The 19,125-nt window shown below is 53.5% G+C and carries 21 protein-coding genes and 1 tRNA gene; 14 read left to right on the forward strand and 8 right to left on the reverse strand.

The annotated features are described in order from the left end of the window. Window positions 1-63: 63 nt before the first annotated feature. The 3 genes from VF639_RS21575 to VF639_RS21585 form a co-directional block, all read right to left on the reverse strand. Window positions 64-516, reverse strand: coding sequence for a hypothetical protein (locus VF639_RS21575; RefSeq protein WP_331148019.1), 453 nt, complete (start codon window positions 514-516; stop codon window positions 64-66). A gap of 162 nt (window positions 517-678) precedes the next feature. Further along, window positions 679-1,374 carry a uracil phosphoribosyltransferase gene (gene upp, locus VF639_RS21580; protein WP_331148020.1) on the reverse strand — a complete coding sequence of 232 codons (696 nt, stop codon included), beginning with the start codon at window positions 1,372-1,374 and terminating at the stop codon, window positions 679-681. Continuing rightward, the gene (locus tag VF639_RS21585) at window positions 1,362-2,306 is read right to left on the reverse strand and encodes a GNAT family N-acetyltransferase (protein ID WP_331148021.1); all 945 of its coding nucleotides are present in this window, start codon (window positions 2,304-2,306) and stop codon (window positions 1,362-1,364) included. Before VF639_RS21585 ends, upp begins: the two co-directional genes overlap by 13 nt. Before the next feature lie 168 nt (window positions 2,307-2,474). Between VF639_RS21585 and VF639_RS21590 the strand changes: the two genes are divergently transcribed. From VF639_RS21590 to VF639_RS21630, 9 genes are all read left to right on the forward strand, one after another. Next, entirely contained in the window at window positions 2,475-4,304 is a 1,830-nt protein-coding gene (locus VF639_RS21590; RefSeq protein ID WP_331148022.1) for a hypothetical protein, read from the forward strand. A 101-nt stretch (window positions 4,305-4,405) separates the two neighbouring features. Next, window positions 4,406-4,765: a hypothetical protein gene (locus VF639_RS21595; protein ID WP_331148023.1), complete on the forward strand. Its 360-nt coding sequence runs from the start codon at window positions 4,406-4,408 to the stop codon at window positions 4,763-4,765. 66 nt (window positions 4,766-4,831) lie between these two features. Next, the gene (locus VF639_RS21600) at window positions 4,832-6,679 is read left to right on the forward strand and encodes an ABC transporter ATP-binding protein (protein WP_331148024.1); all 1,848 of its coding nucleotides are present in this window, start codon (window positions 4,832-4,834) and stop codon (window positions 6,677-6,679) included. A gap of 64 nt (window positions 6,680-6,743) precedes the next feature. Further along, window positions 6,744-7,073 carry a hypothetical protein gene (locus VF639_RS21605; RefSeq protein WP_331148025.1) on the forward strand — a complete coding sequence of 110 codons (330 nt, stop codon included), beginning with the start codon at window positions 6,744-6,746 and terminating at the stop codon, window positions 7,071-7,073. Window positions 7,074-7,202: 129 nt separating this feature from the next. Beyond that, a complete protein-coding gene (locus tag VF639_RS21610; RefSeq protein ID WP_331148026.1) occupies window positions 7,203-7,463 on the forward strand; it encodes a hypothetical protein in 261 nt (86 codons plus the stop codon). A 19-nt stretch (window positions 7,464-7,482) separates the two neighbouring features. Then, a complete protein-coding gene (locus VF639_RS21615) occupies window positions 7,483-7,812 on the forward strand; it encodes a hypothetical protein (protein ID WP_331148027.1) in 330 nt (109 codons plus the stop codon). A 159-nt stretch (window positions 7,813-7,971) separates the two neighbouring features. Further along, window positions 7,972-8,388, forward strand: coding sequence for a hypothetical protein (locus VF639_RS21620; protein WP_331148028.1), 417 nt, complete (start codon window positions 7,972-7,974; stop codon window positions 8,386-8,388). A gap of 18 nt (window positions 8,389-8,406) precedes the next feature. After that, window positions 8,407-9,000, forward strand: coding sequence for a D-sedoheptulose 7-phosphate isomerase (gene lpcA, locus VF639_RS21625; RefSeq protein WP_331148029.1), 594 nt, complete (start codon window positions 8,407-8,409; stop codon window positions 8,998-9,000). Window positions 9,001-9,224: 224 nt separating this feature from the next. After that, window positions 9,225-10,763 carry a YifB family Mg chelatase-like AAA ATPase gene (locus VF639_RS21630; protein WP_331148030.1) on the forward strand — a complete coding sequence of 513 codons (1,539 nt, stop codon included), beginning with the start codon at window positions 9,225-9,227 and terminating at the stop codon, window positions 10,761-10,763. A gap of 97 nt (window positions 10,764-10,860) precedes the next feature. On the opposite strand, the gene VF639_RS21635 is transcribed toward VF639_RS21630, so the two are convergent. Continuing rightward, a tRNA-Lys gene (locus VF639_RS21635) sits at window positions 10,861-10,936 on the reverse strand. 157 nt (window positions 10,937-11,093) lie between these two features. Between VF639_RS21635 and VF639_RS21640 the strand changes: the two genes are divergently transcribed. After that, window positions 11,094-11,336 (forward strand): dihydroorotate dehydrogenase, encoded by a 243-nt coding sequence (locus VF639_RS21640; RefSeq protein ID WP_331148152.1) that lies wholly within the window; start codon window positions 11,094-11,096, stop codon window positions 11,334-11,336. A gap of 18 nt (window positions 11,337-11,354) precedes the next feature. Here VF639_RS21640 and VF639_RS21645 read toward each other — a convergent pair whose 3' ends face one another. Continuing rightward, the gene (locus VF639_RS21645; RefSeq protein ID WP_331148031.1) at window positions 11,355-12,482 is read right to left on the reverse strand and encodes an acyloxyacyl hydrolase; all 1,128 of its coding nucleotides are present in this window, start codon (window positions 12,480-12,482) and stop codon (window positions 11,355-11,357) included. A 193-nt stretch (window positions 12,483-12,675) separates the two neighbouring features. On the opposite strand from VF639_RS21645, the gene VF639_RS21650 reads away from it, so the two are divergent. The 4 genes from VF639_RS21650 to VF639_RS21665 all read left to right on the forward strand — a co-directional run bounded on the left by VF639_RS21650 (window position 12,676) and on the right by VF639_RS21665 (window position 15,827). After that, window positions 12,676-13,419 carry a porin family protein gene (locus VF639_RS21650; RefSeq protein WP_331148032.1) on the forward strand — a complete coding sequence of 248 codons (744 nt, stop codon included), beginning with the start codon at window positions 12,676-12,678 and terminating at the stop codon, window positions 13,417-13,419. Window positions 13,420-13,583: 164 nt separating this feature from the next. Continuing rightward, complete coding sequence (locus tag VF639_RS21655; RefSeq protein ID WP_331148033.1) at window positions 13,584-14,252, forward strand: porin family protein; 669 nt, start codon at window positions 13,584-13,586, stop codon at window positions 14,250-14,252. Window positions 14,253-14,400: 148 nt separating this feature from the next. Beyond that, window positions 14,401-15,102 carry a porin family protein gene (locus tag VF639_RS21660; RefSeq protein ID WP_331148034.1) on the forward strand — a complete coding sequence of 234 codons (702 nt, stop codon included), beginning with the start codon at window positions 14,401-14,403 and terminating at the stop codon, window positions 15,100-15,102. Between the two features lie 134 nt (window positions 15,103-15,236). Then, window positions 15,237-15,827: a porin family protein gene (locus tag VF639_RS21665; RefSeq protein ID WP_331148035.1), complete on the forward strand. Its 591-nt coding sequence runs from the start codon at window positions 15,237-15,239 to the stop codon at window positions 15,825-15,827. A gap of 76 nt (window positions 15,828-15,903) precedes the next feature. Here the strand turns inward: VF639_RS21665 and VF639_RS21670 are convergent, their stop codons facing one another. From VF639_RS21670 to plsY, 3 genes are all read right to left on the reverse strand, one after another. Continuing rightward, window positions 15,904-17,271: a dipeptidase gene (locus VF639_RS21670; protein WP_331148036.1), complete on the reverse strand. Its 1,368-nt coding sequence runs from the start codon at window positions 17,269-17,271 to the stop codon at window positions 15,904-15,906. 77 nt (window positions 17,272-17,348) lie between these two features. Next, on the reverse strand, window positions 17,349-18,329 hold the full coding sequence (locus tag VF639_RS21675; RefSeq protein WP_331148037.1) for an energy transducer TonB: 981 nt from the start codon (window positions 18,327-18,329) through the stop codon (window positions 17,349-17,351). Between the two features lie 31 nt (window positions 18,330-18,360). Further along, complete coding sequence (plsY, locus tag VF639_RS21680; protein ID WP_331148038.1) at window positions 18,361-19,002, reverse strand: glycerol-3-phosphate 1-O-acyltransferase PlsY; 642 nt, start codon at window positions 19,000-19,002, stop codon at window positions 18,361-18,363. Window positions 19,003-19,125: the final 123 nt, after the last annotated feature.

The raw sequence follows: 19,125 nt of genomic DNA on the forward strand, positions 1-19,125 counted from the left end.
TCGTGCTCCGAGTTGAAGAATAATTGTCTACAAAATCTGTGTAATCCGAATAATTCTAATAAATCAGTGGTGGAAGATGGCCAGGTGGCTGAAGTGGACGGCTAGCATGGTGAAAGCGCCTCCCCATAACACGGCGCTCCAGAGCATATGAAGCAGGATGCGCCAACGAGGCACGTGCAGCTGCGTGGCAATGACGGTGCCGCCGATGGGGCTAAACAGAATAGGGGTTAGGAAGGCAATGCCGCCCATACCGAAGCGGCGGAAGATGCCCACGATACGGCGGCTTTTGCGGCTGAACAGCGGCTTACCTTTTTGCTGGCGCTTACGCCGCAGGTGCAGCGCCCATACCTTTCCTACCCCCGACACCAGCACTACCGTCGTCATCATACCGGCTACCGACAGCCCCCAAATCAGAGGCACCGACAGTCCGGCGGCAATACCGGCTACCGGGGCGGCCACAAACTTGACCATCCCTAGCAAGAAAACGGACGCGTATTTGAAGAGATGAGGTAACACGAGATGAACAGCAGATAAAAGGAAAGCCTCGCCGTGGCCGAACTCGAAATTACAAAGAACCAAGGCACTACAATGGTTCCGACGGAAAAAGTAACAGCAAGGTGATGTAACGCAAAACCAGCAACTCCTGATGCCTTCCTGCTAGGATACTTTGCCTGTTGCCTACAGCTTGCTGCCGTACGATAAGTCGCCGGCATCGCCGAGGCCGGGTACGATGTAGGCTTGAGCGTTGAGCTTTTCGTCGATGGCGGCTACCCACAAAGTGGCTTCGGGGATTTCGCGGGTGACGTAGGCCACACCTTCAGGGCTGGCAATAACGGCGGCAATGTGTACTTGCCGGGGCGTGCCGAAGCGCAGCATAGCCCGGTAGGTCTGCACCAACGACTTGCCGGAAGCCAGCATAGGATCGGCCAGAATCAGCACCAGCTCGTCGAGCCGCGGCGCCGACAGATAATCGACCTGTACCTGCACCTGCGCCGTGCCCTCGATGCGGTAAGCAGCCACAAAGGCACTAGGCGACTGGTCGAAATAATTGAGGAAGCCTTGGTGAAACGGCAGCCCCGCACGGAGCACGGTGGCCAGCACCGGAAAGTCGCGGAGCTGTTTGCTGCTGGACTCGCCGAGGGGTGTCTGCACCGTTTTGTCGGTGTAGCTGAGCTGAGAGCTGATGCGGTAGGCTATTATTTCGCCGAGACGCTGCAGGTTGCGGCGGAAGCGGAGCGAGTCGCGTTGCACTTCTACGTCGCGCAGCTCGGCCAGAAAATGATTGGCGATTGAGGGCTCGGCGCACACCACATGCACGCGGGGAGTTAACTCAGCGGCAGTCAGGCCGGAAGTGTCGGGGGTTAGCGGATCCATTGCAGATACCAGGGGCGTTGGGTGAAAGAAAGGGCCGCATAGGGTACGGGCGTGGCCCCGAAGTTGGCGAAAAAACGGGCAATTGATTTTATCATGCCGCCCTCGAAATCCAGCACCAAGTCAGGCGTACCGGCGTGGCGTTGAATTATATAATCGAGCACCAACAGCGGCGCTCCAACTTTCTTACCGGCCGGCGAGGCTGCCGCAAACAAATAAACTAGCCGTGTGCGAAATCTTATGAATAATGCTGCTGCCAGTAGCTCGCCCGTTTCGGGGGCTCGCACTTCCAGCGGTAGCGCCTGGCCGTGCTGTTGCAGCGCCGCATACAGGGCTAACAGCTGCTGGTAGTGCCTACTTTTTAAGCCGGCAGCTTCCCCGCTGTGCTGTCGGAACAGCGTAAGCATTTCTTCTACGCCGAAGGCGTTAGCAACTGTAAGTGGAACAGGCAGCTCCTGATTCAGGCGCAGACGACGGCGGTAGTCGGCCGCGTAGCCAGCGTGCACTACAGCATAGATGGGGTGCAGCGACAGGTGGTAGGTAATACGGGTTTGGCAGGTGAAGGGCAGCTCCAGGGACGGCAGATGCATCTGGTCGTTGAGCTGCGTGTAGCAGCGGGCGTAGCGATTCGGCAAATGGCGCAGGTGCAGCTGTACCGTTGAATACTTACTGTCGGGCAAGGTTAGTAAGCCGAGCTGTTGCGTGAAGGCTGGTTGATATACTTCGCTTCCACTAAGGCGCCACTTAGTGGGCAGTGGCAAAACCGATAAATACTGGCCCGTACCCTGTTCTATTTCCACCGAAGCCTCCCAACGGCCAGCCGTTGCACGCAGCCACCAGCTTTGCGCGTACGGCACCACTTCTTGGGCTGCCGCTACACAAGCGTCCCATGCAGCAAGGTCGAGTTCAGAGTAGCGGAGCAGACGAGGTGGCACGCGGCAAAGGTAGCCAGCCGCGCTCCTCGGGACATCATGGCAATCGAGGCTGAGCGCCTTAAACTATACGGAATACCTCCCCGTCTGCGTTGCTGCATCTTAACTCTTGCAGCAAGTGCGTAGGTTTGTTGAACTGCTCGCTAGTTTTTAGGAGGCAGACTTCATTTTATGAAAAAATATCTTCTCTTTTTAACGTTTCACACCTTACTCGCTAGTCAGGTTGCCGGCCAAAGTATGTCGTATCAGTTTGATGGCCCTATTCCCGCGCCTCAAACTCCGACTGCCGACATTCCAACGGCCCCTAATACAGTACCGCTCGACGTGGACGTGTATCGGCTCATTGACCGATATGCCATTAAGTATGGAGGCGACTCAATAGGCAGCAATCTGCATACATCGGTGCGCCCGTACACCCGCACGGCGGTGGCGCGCCTGGCCGAGCGGATGCTAGCCGACAGCGCCAACTTATCGGCGCAGGATCGTTTTAATGCCGAGTACCTGCTGCGCGACAACTGGAGCTATTCCGCTCGGGCCGCTGCGCCCAACCAAAGCCGCCGGCCACTGCTTAAGCAATTCTACCAGCGCCAGTCTGACCTGTATAGTGTGTCTGTTCCCGATTTCACGCTGCGCGTGAATCCCGTGCTCGGGCTTTCGGCCGGCAAGGATTCGGAAACGGATGGGCTGCGCTACGTGAACACGCGGGGCGTGCAGGTGGAAGGCACCATCGATGAGCGGCTAGGCTTTTACACCTTCCTGGCCGACAACCAGCAGGGCGTGCCAGCCTACGTGCAGCAGCGCATCCGGCGCGACCGGATGGTACCACACGAGGGCTATTGGAAATCCTTCAGAGGAGAAGGCGGCAACCAGTACGACTTCTTCACGGCCCGCGGCTATGTTACGTACGCCGCCACTAAGCACATCAACGTTCAGTTAGGCCACGATCGAAACTTCATCGGCAACGGTTACCGCTCCCTCATCCTCTCCGATTACAGCGCCCCGTATTTCTTTCTGAAGCTGAACACGCGCATCTGGAAGCTCAACTACCAGAACCTGTTCACCGAAATGATTGCCAACCGCACCTACGATGGAAATGGTAGCCCGGTAGATGCCATCTATCCGAAGAAATACATGGCGCTGCACCACCTTAGCTTTGATGTGACGCCAACCTTCAATGTGGGTGTATTCGAAAGCACCATTTTGGGCGGCCGCAATTTTAGACGCGACAGTTTAGGTCAGAATATTCCGGGTAGCCAGCGTCGCGGCTTCGAGTTGCAGTACCTGAACCCCATCATTTTCTATCGCGCCGTTGAGCAGCAAGTTGGTTCAGCCGATAACACAGTCCTCGGCCTTGATTTCAAATGGAATATTAGAAACACGGCGCAGCTTTACGGGCAGCTTATGCTGGACGAGTTCAAGCTGAGCGAAGTACGGGCGGGCAACGGCTGGTGGGCCAATAAGCAGGCATTCCAGTTGGGCACTAAATATGTAGATGTAGCTGGTATTCGCACGCTTGATGTGCAGGCAGAGTTCAATTATATCCGCCCGTACACGTATCAGCACAAAGACAGCTATACCGACTACCAGAACTATCAGCAGCCCCTCGCGCATCCTATGGGTGCTAACCTGTATGAGCTGCTCGGTATCGTAAGCTACCAGCCTATTCCGCGTTTGCAGCTAGTGGGTAAGTTGTTCTACACTGTGCAGGGCCTAGATCGCACGAACGACGACGGCTCTATCTATAACTACGGTGGCAATCCGCTAATTTCCTACGACACTAAGCCGGAAGAGCAGAACTATGGCAACACCGTAGGGCAAGGTAACCGCTCCCGTTTGGTGCACACCGATTTTACGGCCACCTACCAGCCCCGGCACAACCTCTGGCTGGATGCTAAGCTGATTGTGCGCCGCCAGTCATTTACCGACGCAGCCACCCAAAATACGGTGTTCCCATCAGTAGCCCTGCGCTGGAACATCGCGCAGCGGCTACATGAGTTTTGATTGTTGAATGGCTGATTGCTGATTGTTTGATCGTGCAACAAGTCACCAGAACAATCACTCAGCAATCAGTCATTCAACAATCAAGTCTCAACAACCAACTCATGCGTCACGAGCCTGCTAATCTGTTGCTTTATCGGCCGGTTAATCAGCAGGAACTGGATTTGATTGCTGCTTCGGGGTGGCTGGAGTTTCCGCCGCGACTACCGGAGCAGCCAATTTTCTATCCGGTACTGAATGAGGCATACGCCGCTCAGATTGCACGCGACTGGAGCGTGCCATACTACGGCGTAGGCTACGTGCTACGCTTTGCCGTCGATGCCGACTACGCCGCCTCGTTTCCGGTACAGAACGTAGGCAACCGGGAGCACGAGGAATTGTGGGTGCCAGCCGAAGAGCTTGCCGAGTTCAACCGCCATATTATGGGGCAAATTGAGGTAGTGGCCGTCTTCAAGGAAGAATAGACCACCTGTTTGCTTGGGGCAGCTCCGTTACTAAGCTTAGCAGATGCGTTACCTTTGCCGCTTCCAATGAAGACCTACCTCCGCATTCTGCAGTACGCCCGGCCGCTGGCCAATTTTCTGCCGCAATACTTGCTGTACACGCTGCTGAACATTTTTTTTGGGCTGGCTAATTTCACGCTCATCATCCCCCTGTTGAGCGTACTCTTCGATAAGACCGACAAGATTCCGTTGCAGGCCCCCGACCACCTGCCCGCTTTCCGTCCTAGCTTCGATTGGGTGCGCGACAGCTTCTACTTTTTCTTTGACGACGTGCTGGCCTCACAAGGCAAAATGGGCGCTCTGGCCTTTGTGTGTGCCGTGGTGGTGGTGTCGGTGCTGCTGAGCAACGTGTTTCGGTACCTAAGTCTTCGACTATTGGCCAAAGTGCGGGCCCGGGTTATTCATAACCTCCGCTACGACCTCTATCAGCGCATTATTGGCCTGCCTTTAAGTTTTTTTGGGAATGAGCGGAAGGGTGATTTGATGTCGCACTTCACGTCGGATGTGCAGGAAGTGGAATCATCGGTGGTGAATACTATGACGGCTGTTATCCGCGAGCCGCTGAACATCATTGCGTATTTCGCGCTGCTCTTTTACATCTCGGTGCCGCTCACCCTTTTCACGCTGATATTGCTACCTATTTCGGGGGGCTTGATAGCCGGCGTGGCCAAGCGCCTGCGCCGCCAAGCGCAGCAAAGTCAAAGTACACTCGGAACCATGCTCTCAGTGATAGATGAAACCCTTGGCGGCGTGCGGGTTATTAAAGCCTTCAACGCGCAGGACTACATCAAAGAGAAATTCGCGCAGCAAAACGACTTATACGCCCACACTTCCCGCTCCATCGACAACACCCGCGACCTGGCTTCGCCATTTTCCGAGTTTGCGGGCGTTTCGGTGGTGGCGGGGCTGCTTTACTTCGGGGGGCTCTTGATTTTGGGTGGGCAATCGAGTTTGACGGGCGAAACGTTTATCGGCTACGTGATTCTGTTTTCGCAGGTCCTCACCCCGGCCAAAGCCTTGTCTTCGTCGTTCGGCAATATCCAGCGTGGGCTGGTAGCCGGCGAGCGGGTATTGCGCATCATTGATACCGAGCCCGCCATCCGCGACAAGCCCAATGCGCAGGTTCTGCCGCCCTTCGAGCACCAGATTGAGTTGCGCAACCTGCAGTTTGCCTACGCCGATGCGCCCGTTCTGCAAGACATCAACCTAACTATTCAGAAAGGTAAAACGGTGGCGCTGGTAGGCCCCTCGGGTTCAGGAAAAAGCACTCTGGCCGACCTGTTGCCACGGTTCTACGATGCTACCGGTGGCCAGATCCTCATCGACGGCCACGACGTGCGCGACTGTACCATTCACTCGGTGCGCGAGCAGATGGGTATTGTAACGCAGGAAAGCATCCTCTTCAATGATACCATCTTCAACAACATCCGCTTCAACACGCAGGCCACCGAAGCAGAAGTTATAGAGGCCGCCCGCATTGCCAACGCCCACGACTTCATCGTGGCTACCCCCGACGGCTACCAAACCATCATCGGCGACCGGGGCGGGCGGCTTTCGGGTGGGCAGCGGCAGCGCCTAAGCATTGCCCGGGCCATTCTGCGTAATCCGCCCATTCTTATCCTCGACGAAGCCACTTCCGCCCTCGATACGGAAAGCGAAAAGCTGGTGCAGGAAGCCCTGACGCGCCTAATGCAGCACCGCACCTCGCTGGTAATTGCCCATCGCCTAAGCACGGTACAGCATGCCGACGAAATCATTGTGCTGCACCAAGGCCGCATTGCCGAGCGCGGCACTCACGACGAGCTTCTGCGCCAACCCGGCGGGCTCTACCAGCGCCTAAGCCAACTACAAGCTACCAACGCGGCCCTGGTGTAGCTCGACAGTTTATAGAGCAGGATTGCGTAGGTTTAGCGCAAACATCAGTAACTGCCTATACACTATGCGTTTTTTGAAGTTTGCGTTGATTTCCATCCTCGTCATGTTTTTGGGCATGGTGCTTTGGATGGCGTATTTCTTCTACTTCCGAACTGATGGCAAGGGCCATGTACTGCGCGAAGCCGATTCACCGGCCGCCGAAGCCAACGGCCAGCGCCTGCTCGCCCGCGCCGATGCCCTTATGGCGCAAGGCAGCTACGACCCCGCCCGCCTCCTGCTCGACTCACTGCGCGATGCTGACGCTAATCCGAATATGTTCATTGCTACCGAAGCCTTGATGCAGCGCTACGATACCCTCCGGGCCCGCCGTAGACAAGCCCCTCCTGCACAGTAGTTCTATTCCGTAGGCGTTTTCAGGTGAAGCAATAGCGCGAAGCGCTATTGCTTCTGATGCCTCGGTACAGGAACTTGAGCAATTTCTATATTTCTTCCTAACGACCAATAAGCCTTTCATTGCTGAATTATGACAACTCCTGCTCCTAAAACACCTTGGTATCAGTCGCGCTGGTTTTGGATAATTGGCTTGCTGGTATTGGGCTTGCGTATCGGCTATAAGGCCTGGCGCCAAGAGCAGCGCCCCAGCTACGAAGCAACCATGGAACGCCTGAACGAGCGAAATGAAAGTTTCAAGGAGCAACTCCGAGCCTCGGAAGCCGCAAGCACGGCGCCAGTTATTACGGCCGACTCCGCCTTGTTAGCCGACACGACAACTGCCTTACGCTAGGCGGTCTTCCAAGAAGTTCATGGCAGCTTCCACCGACTCCAAGCGCCGCCTTGTAGCAACTCTCATTGTGCTGCTGCTGGTTTTGCAAGCTATTACTTGGGGGTGGCGCAGCTACCGTCGGGCCCAAAGTGTACCCCAGCAACAAGATGCAGCCATCCTGCAGAAGAAGATAGCAGCCAGCCACGCTTACGACAATGCGCTATTGAGAGCAAACGCCCTACTTGACCAACAGGACACAACCGCCGCCCGTCGATTGCTCGACTCGCTTGGGCAGCAACCAACCGAGAACTTGTTTCAAATCGAGCTACAAAAGCTGAGAACTGCTCGCCGGCGGCTAAATTCTCTGTAGCGCTTAGAGAGCTACTCAGCAACCAGGCTCAACTGTGAGTTGATTGCAGAAAGCTCGTCCTTAGTGCGGAATTTCAGCCTACGAAAGCCTATATTTAACCCGACCGCTGCATTTTTGCGTACGACGGGCACTACCTATTCACTTTAGCATCGTCTTCTTATGCTCGCTCTAAAACGTCTGGTTACTGTTCTCGTCATGGTGTACCTACTGCTGGTACTACTGCTACTGTTGAGTCCTGGTTCGCGCGACGGCTTAATGGCTGTGACGGCAGGCAACGATGCTGCCGCGTTTTATTACACCATGTTCCTGATTGGCGCTGCGCTCTTGACGTTACAGCTTATCACTGAGAACTTAGATAGTGTGCTGTTGCGGCGGGATGTAGCCTCGCGCGAGGGCAAAATCAATGAACTCAAAGCTCGGCTCTATGACCACCAGCTCGAGCAACGCAGCACAAGCGCCAGCGTAGGCGCAGCCCGCCCCGGTACCACCGTACACCCAGAAGGCTATACAGCGCCCACGCCTGTACCTCCCGTCCGCCCCGTCTCTTCCGATCGTGAGAGTGGGCCACTAGCGTAGCCCGTGTATCTTCGCGTCGTGACTGATGCTACTGCCTTAACTGACCTTATTCGGACCGAGCTTATTGAAGCCCAAGCTGTCCTTGACCGTTTCGTGAACGAGCCGGCCAATCTTGTTGCTATAGAACAGGCGGCTCGCCTTATGGCTGACAGTTTACAGCGAGGAGGCAAGTTGCTGAGTTGTGGCAATGGGGGCAGCCTCTGCGACGCGCAACACTTTGCCGAGGAACTCAGCGGCCGCTACCGCCACGACCGGCCGGCTCTCGGCGCTATTGCCCTCACCGAAGCTTCCCACATGAGCTGCGTCGCCAACGACTACGGCTACGACCACGTGTTCAGCCGTTACGTCGAAGCCATCGGCCGCCCCGGCGATGTGCTGCTAGCCATTAGCACCAGCGGCAACTCTGCTAACATCCTCCGCGCCGCCGAAACCGCTAAAACCACTGGTATACAAGTAGTAGGCCTGACCGGCAAGGACGGTGGGCAGTTAGCAACCCTCTGCGATATAGAAATCCGAGCACCCCATACCGGCTACGCCGACCGCATACAAGAAATTCATATCAAGGCTATTCATATCCTGATTATGCTCATCGAGCAGTTAGTCGCTAAATAGCCAGGCACCGCACTCCTACACCCTAGCCCATACTGGCCACGGTCTAAGCCGACGCAGTCGGCCAAGACCGTGGGCCGCCCAACCGCTTCGGTCTTTGACCGGCGGACGCGAAGCGGCCATACGATTCCGCACCGTCCGCTTGTTTCTATTTAAAAACTACTCCTCCATACGAGAAGCATTTCCTTTATCTTCGTCAATCAATTCTATTCTTCTTATCGGTTTATATGCTTACGAAGACCTTCGGCTCGGCCGTACAGGGCGTTAATGCTTATACTATTACCATTGAAGTAGTCGTTTCGCAGGGCACTAATTTCTATGTGGTTGGGCTGCCTGATAATGCAATTAAAGAAAGCCAGCAGCGGATTGAGGCAGCGCTAAAATTTCGGGGTTACCGGATGCCGCGCACCAAAGTGGTGGTGAACATGGCTCCGGCCGATATTCGCAAGGAAGGCTCCAGCTATGATCTGCCGATTGCGCTAGGCATCCTGCACGGTTCGCAGCAGCTTACTACCGAGCGACTGCCAGAATACATTATCATGGGCGAGTTGGCGCTGGATGGCGCCTTGCGGCCGATCAGGGGCGTGCTGCCAATTGCTATTCAGGCCCGCAAAGAAGGCTTCAAAGGCTTTATCCTGCCCAAGGAAAACGCCCGGGAAGCGGCCATTGTCAACAACCTCGACATCATTCCGGTCGAGACCATGCAGGAGGCCATCGACTTCTTTGAAGGCCGCCTTGACATCACGCCGCTGGTGCTAGACACGCGCGACATCTTTCAGCAAGAGGCCAACCTCTATGCCGCCGACTTTGCCGACGTACAAGGGCAGGAAAACATCAAGCGCGCCCTGGAAATAGCGGCAGCAGGCGGCCACAACGTCATCATGATTGGGCCGCCTGGCGCAGGTAAAACCATGTTGGCTAAGCGCCTGCCCACTATTCTGCCGCCGCTGAACATGCTGGAAGCGTTGGAAACCACCAAAATTCATTCGGTGGCAGGCAAGCTTGGAACCAATGCCTCTTTGCTAGGCACCCGTCCTTTCCGAGCACCCCATCACACGATATCCGATGTGGCACTGGTAGGCGGCGGTAGCAATCCGCAGCCTGGCGAAATCTCACTGGCGCACAACGGCGTGCTGTTTCTAGATGAGTTGCCCGAGTTTAAGCGCACCGTACTGGAGGTAATGCGGCAGCCGCTGGAAGAGCGTCGGGTTACTATTTCACGCGCCAAAGTTAGCATAGACTTTCCGGCCAACTTCATGCTCATAGCCAGCATGAATCCCTGCCCCTGCGGCTATTACAACCACCCTGAAAAGGAGTGCGTGTGTGGCCCCGGCGTGGTGCAACGCTACCTCAACAAAGTAAGCGGCCCCTTACTCGACCGGATCGACTTGCACGTAGAAGTCACGCCTGTCACCTTCGACCAGATGACGGAGACGCGCAAGGCCGAGACTAGCCACGACATACAATTGCGCGTAGAAAAAGCACGGGCAGTGCAAACGGCACGGTTCGCGCAGTTCCCCGACATCTTTTCGAACGCCATGATGCCTCCGCAGATGGTGAAAGACATCTGTGCCATCAACGAAGCCGGCCGCATATTGCTCAAAACTGCCATGGAACGCCTCGGTCTCTCGGCTCGTGCCTACGACCGAATCCTAAAAGTAGCCCGCACCATTGCCGACTTGGCCGGCACCGAGGAAATTCGCATCGAGCATCTAGCTGAAGCCATTCAATACCGCAGCTTAGATAGAGAAGGCTGGGCTGGCTGATGTAAGACTTAGGTTAGCTGTTCAGGCTGCCTTACTTTGGTACCTGCTACCGGAGTTAACAACAAAAAACCCTTCCTGCGAACTGCAAGAAGGGTTTTGGTGATCCCGCTGGGATTCGAACCCAGGACCCATACATTAAAAGTGTATTGCTCTACCAGCTGAGCTACAGAATCAGTTTCCTCAGTCAGAAAGCTATTTTCTGGATGGGATGGCAAAAGTACGGGGATGGTTTGTGAATTCCAAATCTGAAGAACATGTTAACTAATAGCCAGTAGCTTATTCTATATATTCTACTCTATATCAGTTGTCTACCACACTATTTTTTACTTTCTGAAACTAAGTAGCGGCAGTAGGAGCAGCCAGCCCTTGCGCCATAGAGCAACGGAAGTCATCCGCTATCTGCATCAACGTTCTGAGGGCTCCTTGCCTATTATTGGCGTGGGAGGTATTCACTTAATTGCCGATGCGCGCGAAAAGCTAGCAGCCGGAGCAGCGCTAATTCAAGTACATAGCGGCTTCATTTATGAGGGACCAGGCCTGGTAAAGCGCATCAATCAGAGCTTGGTCAAGTAGAGCTGACGCTGTCTTGCTTCAACGATAGAGCTTCAGCCCTGCTTTTAGTTCAACCACATCAGCAGCGCCACGATGCACTTTCAAATCAACTGCGCCAAAGAGCTGGTTGGTGAAATGGTATTTCAACCCTAACCGCTCATAATAGATGGTATTGGATTTGTAAGGATTATAGAAGTAGAAACCTAAGTGCGTAACAAAGGACAGCCGCCCAAAAAGTAATTCGTGGCCGAACACTACGCTGGCTTTTTTTACATCGGGCAAATTGTCGGTAATCCGGGCAGTATCGCGAAGCTGCGGCACCAGGCTTCGGTCGTAGAAGCCCTCCAACCCTACTAGCAGGCTGCTTTTACGGCTTACCCGTCGTCCTCCTAACACCGATGCCGATTGCACTAAATACTTATGCTGGTCAACTGGGCTACGCTGTTTGAAGCCAACACTGGTACTTAAGTTGAAGAAGTCGCGGCCGATATCGGTGGGCATATCAGTGGCGGCTGCTACAGCCGGCGCAAAGGGCCGTTGCTGATGATAGTTCATGCCCAAGTATACGGTAGGCAAATTGATGCCGAAGTTGGGCTTAGTAGTGGCCCCGTTGGAATAATGGTTGAGCCCTAAGCCAACCAAGACCCCTAAATTTTTAGCTACCGATACGTCGTATTCGAACCGCATTTGCATGGTGGCATTCAAACGGGAGCTGACAATGGAATTCTTGTGGTTGGTTTCGAGATTGAAGGGATTAGTGAAATAGGCCAAACCCGTACCTAATCGAAAGTTCAACTCTTGCCGAGGCAACCGAAACAGGCTTTTGCTGATGTAGATGGTAGCGGCATATGAACGGTCGAGCACCGGATTGTGGTAGTTATAATATACTAAGGCCATCCCAATACGAGGGTAGCGATACCAGGCGTGCCAGGGCTCAGAGCCATTAGTTTGTCGTTGCAGATTTAGCTCTAGTCCGGTGGGATGCGATACAGCTAAATGCTTGACGGCAGGCGTGTGTGCGATAATAAAACTGCCTTGTCCATAAACACCGATGATAAGGGGCCCGGGAGGCACTTTTGCTGTCGGCACCTGCGCCAAAGCCGGCAGTATGAGCAGAAAAGCTATGCAAACGAGTATAAATCTGGAAAAATGGAAAGCCCGCATCATGAAATAGCCAAGAGCACAAAAATACGGATTGCTCTGCTAGTGTGCGGTGTAGCTCAGCATAAGATTATTTTTTCAATTATCTGTAACATAACAAGGAGGTTTTGCGCTATGAGGGCTGTAAGCGGCCCATCGGGGCCTTCTGGCTCAGGTTCGTGTTGCTGAATTGTGTTTGCCACCTCACCCTAATTTTTTTATGAAAAAGTTTCTCTTACTCACCGCAGTAGCGGTTGCCTCTGCTTCTTTAGTTCAAGCCCAAGATGCGGGTGGTTTTCGGATTGGCGTTAAAGCCGGTGCTACTTATTCCAACGTTTCCGGCGACGATGTATCACAATTCACTGGCGCTGGCTACAGCACCTCTATCGGTGATTATAAATTGGGCTACAACGCAGGCGTCTCCCTCACCATTCCACTGAGTAGCGACGGTTTCTTCTCGGTATCTCCCGAACTGCTTTATAACCGCAAGGGATACGAAATCAAGTCAGATCAGAAGTCTGGCCTACCTGCTAACGTTTCTAAGATAGAAAGTGAGCAGCAGCGCGTTCTGCACTACATCGACCTCCCTATCTTAGCTAAGATCAACGCTGGTGGCTTGTTCTTTGAGCTAGGTCCGCAAGTAAGCTACCTATTCGGCTCACGCGTGAAAAACCAGACGACGACGAAGTATACCGACGGCACGAAGGACAAGGTAGAAGACCGGTCGGAGTTTGTTGATTACCTCGGCGGCATTCGTAAGGAGAAGTACAAAGGCGACTTGTCAAACGTTGACTTCAGCGGCGTTGCTGGCCTGGGTTATATGTCGCAGGGGGGTCTTAGCATCGGCTTACGTTATGCCCGTGGCTTCAACTCGCTGATCGACAGCAAGGATACCGACAACGAACCAAAGGCTTTCAACAATGCCTACACGTTGCAGTTAGGCTACCTGATTCCTACCAAGTAGCAACTTGTTTTTCCTTATCGAAAGCGGCCGTTTCCTTCTGGAACGGCCGCTTTTTTGTTGTGGAGGTTATTTATGGAGTTTTATCAGCCATAAAATATCCAGTCTCGTATTGCTACCTGTTTTCTGGAGCAACAATTTTTGCCCACCCGCTTATCTCACTTCTCATGAACACGAAAATTGTATTATTCGCCAGCCTTTTAGCGGCTATGGCCGCGGCGCCTGCTGCCCACGCGCAGGGTATCCGTTTCGGCATTAAAGGCGGTGCCAACCTTTCCAACCTCTCCGGCGACCTTACCAACGAAGACCGATATGAAAATAAGTTAGGCTTTCATGGGGGCGTGATGCTCAATATTGGCTTGGTGGACGACGGTTTTCTGTCGGTTCAGCCAGAGGTTCTGTTTTCTCAGAAAGGCTTCACTTATGCTAATGATGAGTTTACGGTTGCTGGCAGCAGATTTAAATACGACGGCGACGTTACCTACAATTACATCGATGTACCCGTGCTGCTGAAGATCAAGGCAGGTAGTGTGTATTTCGAAGCCGGACCGCAGTACAGCTACTTGCTGAAGGTCAAAAACGACTTTACCGGCACTGTCAATGGCACTCCGATAACCCAAACTTCTAACACGAGCAACCTCGACAACGTGAACCGCAACGAAATCGGATATGCGGCCGGGTTGGGCTATCAGTCGGAAGGGGGCTTGCTGCTAGGCTTGCGTTATAATGGATCTTTCACGGATTTCGGGAAAGACGGCTACCAGGACGCCGACACCCGTAATGCCCGCAACTCGGTATTTCAGGCTTCGGTTGGCTTCCTGCTGCCAAGCAAGTAACAACTGATTGAAATTTCTAAAAGCCTCATCTGTAGACCAGATGAGGCTTTTTTCGTGTCTGCACCCAAGCTCGACAAGCGCCTTGGCACACTTTTAGATTTCAGTGAGGCATGTGCATCCCTTTTCTCACTTATTTCTTTTCGCACTCATGAAAAAGACCTCCTTTGTACTGGCCGCTTTGCTGACTATAGCTTCTGTTTCAGTTGCACGGGCGCAGGGTGTACGCCTGGGTTTGCGGGCCGGCGCCAACTACTCCAACCTGGCCGGCAACGTTCAGCATGAAACTACTTACAACAACAAAATAGGTTTCTTAGGTGGCGTGATGCTAAACGCCGACATCACCGGCGACGGTTTCTTCTCGATTCAACCCGAGATACTGTACTCGCAAAAGGGCTTCGAAAACAAGCCTACTGAGTACACCAATACTCTATTAGGTGTAGGCTATACTGAAAAGCGCGAAGGCAATGTCAACTACAATTACTTGGACGTGCCCGTGCTGCTCAAAATCAATGCGGGTGGTTTCATTGTGGAAGCCGGCCCGCAGTATTCATACCTGCTCAGCGCCAACGACGAAACCAAGGTCACCCGGACCCGGCAGCCCAACGGTACGCCTACTGTATCGGAAGCCGAGAACAAGAAAGATCTGAGCGGTTTCAATCGGAGCGAGCTAGGGTATGTGGCCGGCATCGGCTACCAAGCCGACAACGGTGTAAGCCTAAACCTGCGTTACACCGGCGCCTTCAGCGACTTTGTGAAGAGCGACAACGGCACCTATTTCAACGGCGACCTGAAAAATGCCCGCCATTCAGCCTTTCAACTTTCGCTCGGCTACTTGATTCCGAGCAAATAGCACCCCAATTAGTTCGCTAATAAAAGTTCCTTTCCAACCGCGGAAAGGGGCTTTTTGGTTATTCGCATGGAAGCATCTCTCGTTTTCGTTCTAGCTTCGTGCGTTTGTTGGACTACTTTTCCTTGGTACTTCTTATGAAGAAATTACTTTTCTCCTTTTTATTGCTGGTTGGCTCAGTTGGTGCAGTACAGGCACAAAGCGACGTTTCACTTGGTTTAAAAGTGGGTGGCACCCTTTCGTCTTTTGCGGGCAAAGAGTCTAGTGGCTATGAAAATACGTTTGGTTTTCATGGAGGTGGTTTCGCCAATATTGGCTTCACCAGACTTTTCGCGTTTCAGCCAGAAATTATTTATTCGCAGAAAGGAGCAAAACTTAAGGATGCTTTCACCAAACGGCTAAGCTACCTGGATGTGCCTTTGGCGTTTCATGTTAATGCTGATGGCTTGTTTTTTGAAGCCGGTCCGCAGGTTGGGTTCTTATTAGCTGCTAAAAATAAAACTACGAACACCAGCGTCGACGATAAGAACTCCTATAACACCGTCGATTTTGGTTACTTGTTTGGCTTAGGCTACCAACGCAAAAGCGGCCTTGGCATTGGGCTACGCTACAACGGTGGCATCACCAAAGTGGATAAGCCCTCTACAGCAGGCACCATCACCTACCAAGACAACATTCGCAACAGCGCCTTTCAGCTCTACCTGACGTATTCCTTCAACGGGCGCTAATAAACTCTCATCGTAAACGAAAGGTCCGGCTTCTTGTGATGAAGCCGGACCTTTCGTTTACGATGAGAAGCAACTTCTACTTCCGCGTAGCCGCCGCGTAATTCCGATAAAAGTGCGGGATGGTTTCAATGCCCTTCAGGAAGTTGAACACCCCATAATGTTCGTTTGGAGAGTGAATAGCATCGGAATCGAGCCCGAAGCCGAGCAGCACAGTGTCGAGACCTAGTTCGGTTTTGAACATCGCCACGATGGGTATAGAACCGCCGCCGCGCGTTGGAATGGGGCGCTTGCCGAAGGTGGTTTCCATGGCATCGGCAGCTGCTTTATAGGCTACAGAGTCGGTGGGCGTCACGACGGGTTCACCACCGTGGTGGGGTTTTACGGCTACCGTTACGCCACTTGGGGCTATGCTTGCGAAGTGCTTTTGGAATAGGGCCGTGATTTCGTCGGAGGTTTGGTGCGGTACCAAGCGCATGGAAATCTTGGCGTAGGCTTTGGACGCAATAACCGTTTTGGCACCCTCGCCGGTGTAGCCACCCCAGATACCGTTCACGTCGAGGGTAGGCCGGATGCTGGTGCGCTCCATCGTGCTGTAGCCTTTCTCGCCGTAGATGTCTTTCAAGCCGATACTTTGCTTAAACTCCTCGTCGGAATGCGGTGCTTTGGCCATTTCGGCGCGTTCTTCGGCGCTGAGTTCGGCTACGTTATCGTAGAAGCCCGGGATGGTGATGTAGTTGTTTTCGTCGTGCAGGCTGGCAATCATCTTGCAGAGCACGTTGATGGGGTTGGGCACTGCGCCACCGTAGAGGCCGGAGTGCAAGTCGCGGTTCGGGCCGGTTACTTCCACTTCATGGTAACTCAAGCCACGCAAGCCTACTTCGATGCTCGGCGTGTCGTTGGCCAGAATGCCGGTATCGGAAATCAGGATGACGTCGGCGGCCAGCTTCTCTTTGTTGGCCTTCACGAAGATGCCTAGGTTATTAGAGCCAATTTCTTCTTCGCCCTCAAACATCACCTTCACGTTGCAGGGTACACCGCCGTCTTCCTGCATCATCACCTCGAAGGCCTTGACGTGCATGTATACCTGGCCTTTGTCGTCGCAGGCGCCGCGGGCGTAGATGTTACCGTTTTTGATAACAGGTTCAAAGGGCGGCGAATCCCATAACTCGTACGGATCGGCGGGCTGCACGTCGTAGTGGCCATATACGAGTACCGTGGGCAAACTCGGGTCGATGATTTTATCGGCGTACACGATGGGGTTGCCGGCCGTTTCACAGAACTCCACGTTTTCCAGGCCCACTTCCCGCAGGCGGTCGGCCAAGTAATCGGCGGCCTTGCGCACGTCGGCCTGAAACTTAGGGTCGGCAGAAACGGAGGGAATACGGAGCCAATCAATTAACTCAGTTAGAAAACGGTCTTGGTTGCTTGCGAGGTAGGAAGCCATGCGGGCAATGGGGTTAGTTGGGAATGCTAGGTAAAGGTAGTACGAGCCGTACGCTTCTTTTACATTTTGAACGCCCCTTACTGCGCCTCTGCTGGAGGTCGGAACTGAATAGGTATAGTCATAGAAACAGCTACTCGCCGGTTATTCTGCTGCCCGGGTGTAAATCGTGGCAGACTCTGCACGACACGTACTGCTTCTTCGTCGCAGCCAAAACCTTGGCCTGTCTGTACATGTACATCACTTAAGCTACCGTCGGGTTTCACCACAAAATTAACGTATACCGGGCCTCGTACTTGATTGGAAAGAGCCTGCGAAGGATAATGCATCAACTCTGCAATAGCTTGGCGCAAGGCTGAGGTTCCGCCTACAAACCCAGGCATCTGTTCTACATAAGTATAGGTATAATGGGAGGATGTATCAGTTGGCATAGCTAGTATTGCTGTATCTATGGCATAAGTATCCGTTATTGTTGGTTCCACAGCCGCCTGTTTATCTTCAAAGGGAACTTCCTCCGCTACTTTCGTTCGGGTTACGTAGTCAGCTACGGCTTTACCCTTGTCTAACGTCGAATTCATCAACATAACAGATACGAGCACCCAGCTGAGACCTATTCCTAAGCTGGTTTTGGGTCGCCGGTTAAGCCACAGCAGCACCATTATGCCTAAAGTAGGTAGGCCGAACAGCGCATAAAATTTGAGTATTTGCCTTATTTCTACACCATCTAAAAAGAATGAGGCTAAGTACATCGTAGCGGCATGTAAGGGCGCACTAAATGCTACCGCGCGTAACATATGCTGCTTTAACAGTACAGGCTCTGCAGTGACTAGCGCATCTTCTGATTTAGAGGTTGATTGGATTTCCGGCTTGACAATGAGCCTGACAAGCATAATCACGCATACCACCAGCACCGGCGGCAGGAACAATACCTTTGCAATAAAGGCAAGTAGCTCCACAGGATCTGGCCAAATATCACCAAGAGCATATGCACCAAAAGGCAATAGAATTAGCACCACTGCCACTCCTATTGCAAAACCTAATTTCTTGCTGTAAGTGATCATAGGAATACGTATAAGCAATTAGTCAATTACACTACTTCTGTTTCCACGGCAGCGGCACGCGGCTTTCGGTGCCGGCGCGCAGGCGGCCAATATTGGCCCGGTGGGTATAAATAAGCAGCGCAGCTAGGATGAAGCCAAACCACAGCAGCAGCGGGTTTTGCGGCCGGAACGCAGGTAGCAGCTGCAACAAGGCAAATGTGACGCCCGCCGTCATCGACGACAAAGACACGTACTGCGAAACGGCTAGCACCGCCAGAAACACCAGGATGCACACCCCGACCGTAGCCGGCGCAATGGCCAGCGTCATGCCCAGCACCGTGGCCACGCCCTTTCCACCCCGAAAACCGGCGAAAACCGGGTAAATGTGCCCCACAATGGCCAGAATACCGCACGCTAGCTGGAAGTACAGCAGCTGATCGGGCTGGATGGCCCCTTGCCGTAGCATAACAGTAGCCAGGGAGGTAGCGGCCCAGCCTTTCAGCACATCAATGGCCATCACGAAGGAACCCGGTTTCTTGCCTAGCACCCGAAAGGTGTTGGTAGCTCCCGCATTGCCAGAGCCATGTTCCCGAATATCGAGGCCGAAAAAGCGCTGCCCTACCCACAAGGCAGTTGGGATGGAACCAAGCAGATAAGCGCCGAGCAAAAGGCCGAGGACGAGGGGAATGTTCATTGGTAGTTGGTGGTGGGTTGGTAGTTCTACGAGCTCGGCTACCAGCCATGTTGGTATGGCTAAGAAAACACGGCGGAGCTGCGCGAAACTCGCAAAAAACAAGCATACAAAAAGCCCCAACCA

This window comes from Hymenobacter sp., assembly GCF_036387835.1.
Classification (GTDB): domain Bacteria; phylum Bacteroidota; class Bacteroidia; order Cytophagales; family Hymenobacteraceae; genus Hymenobacter.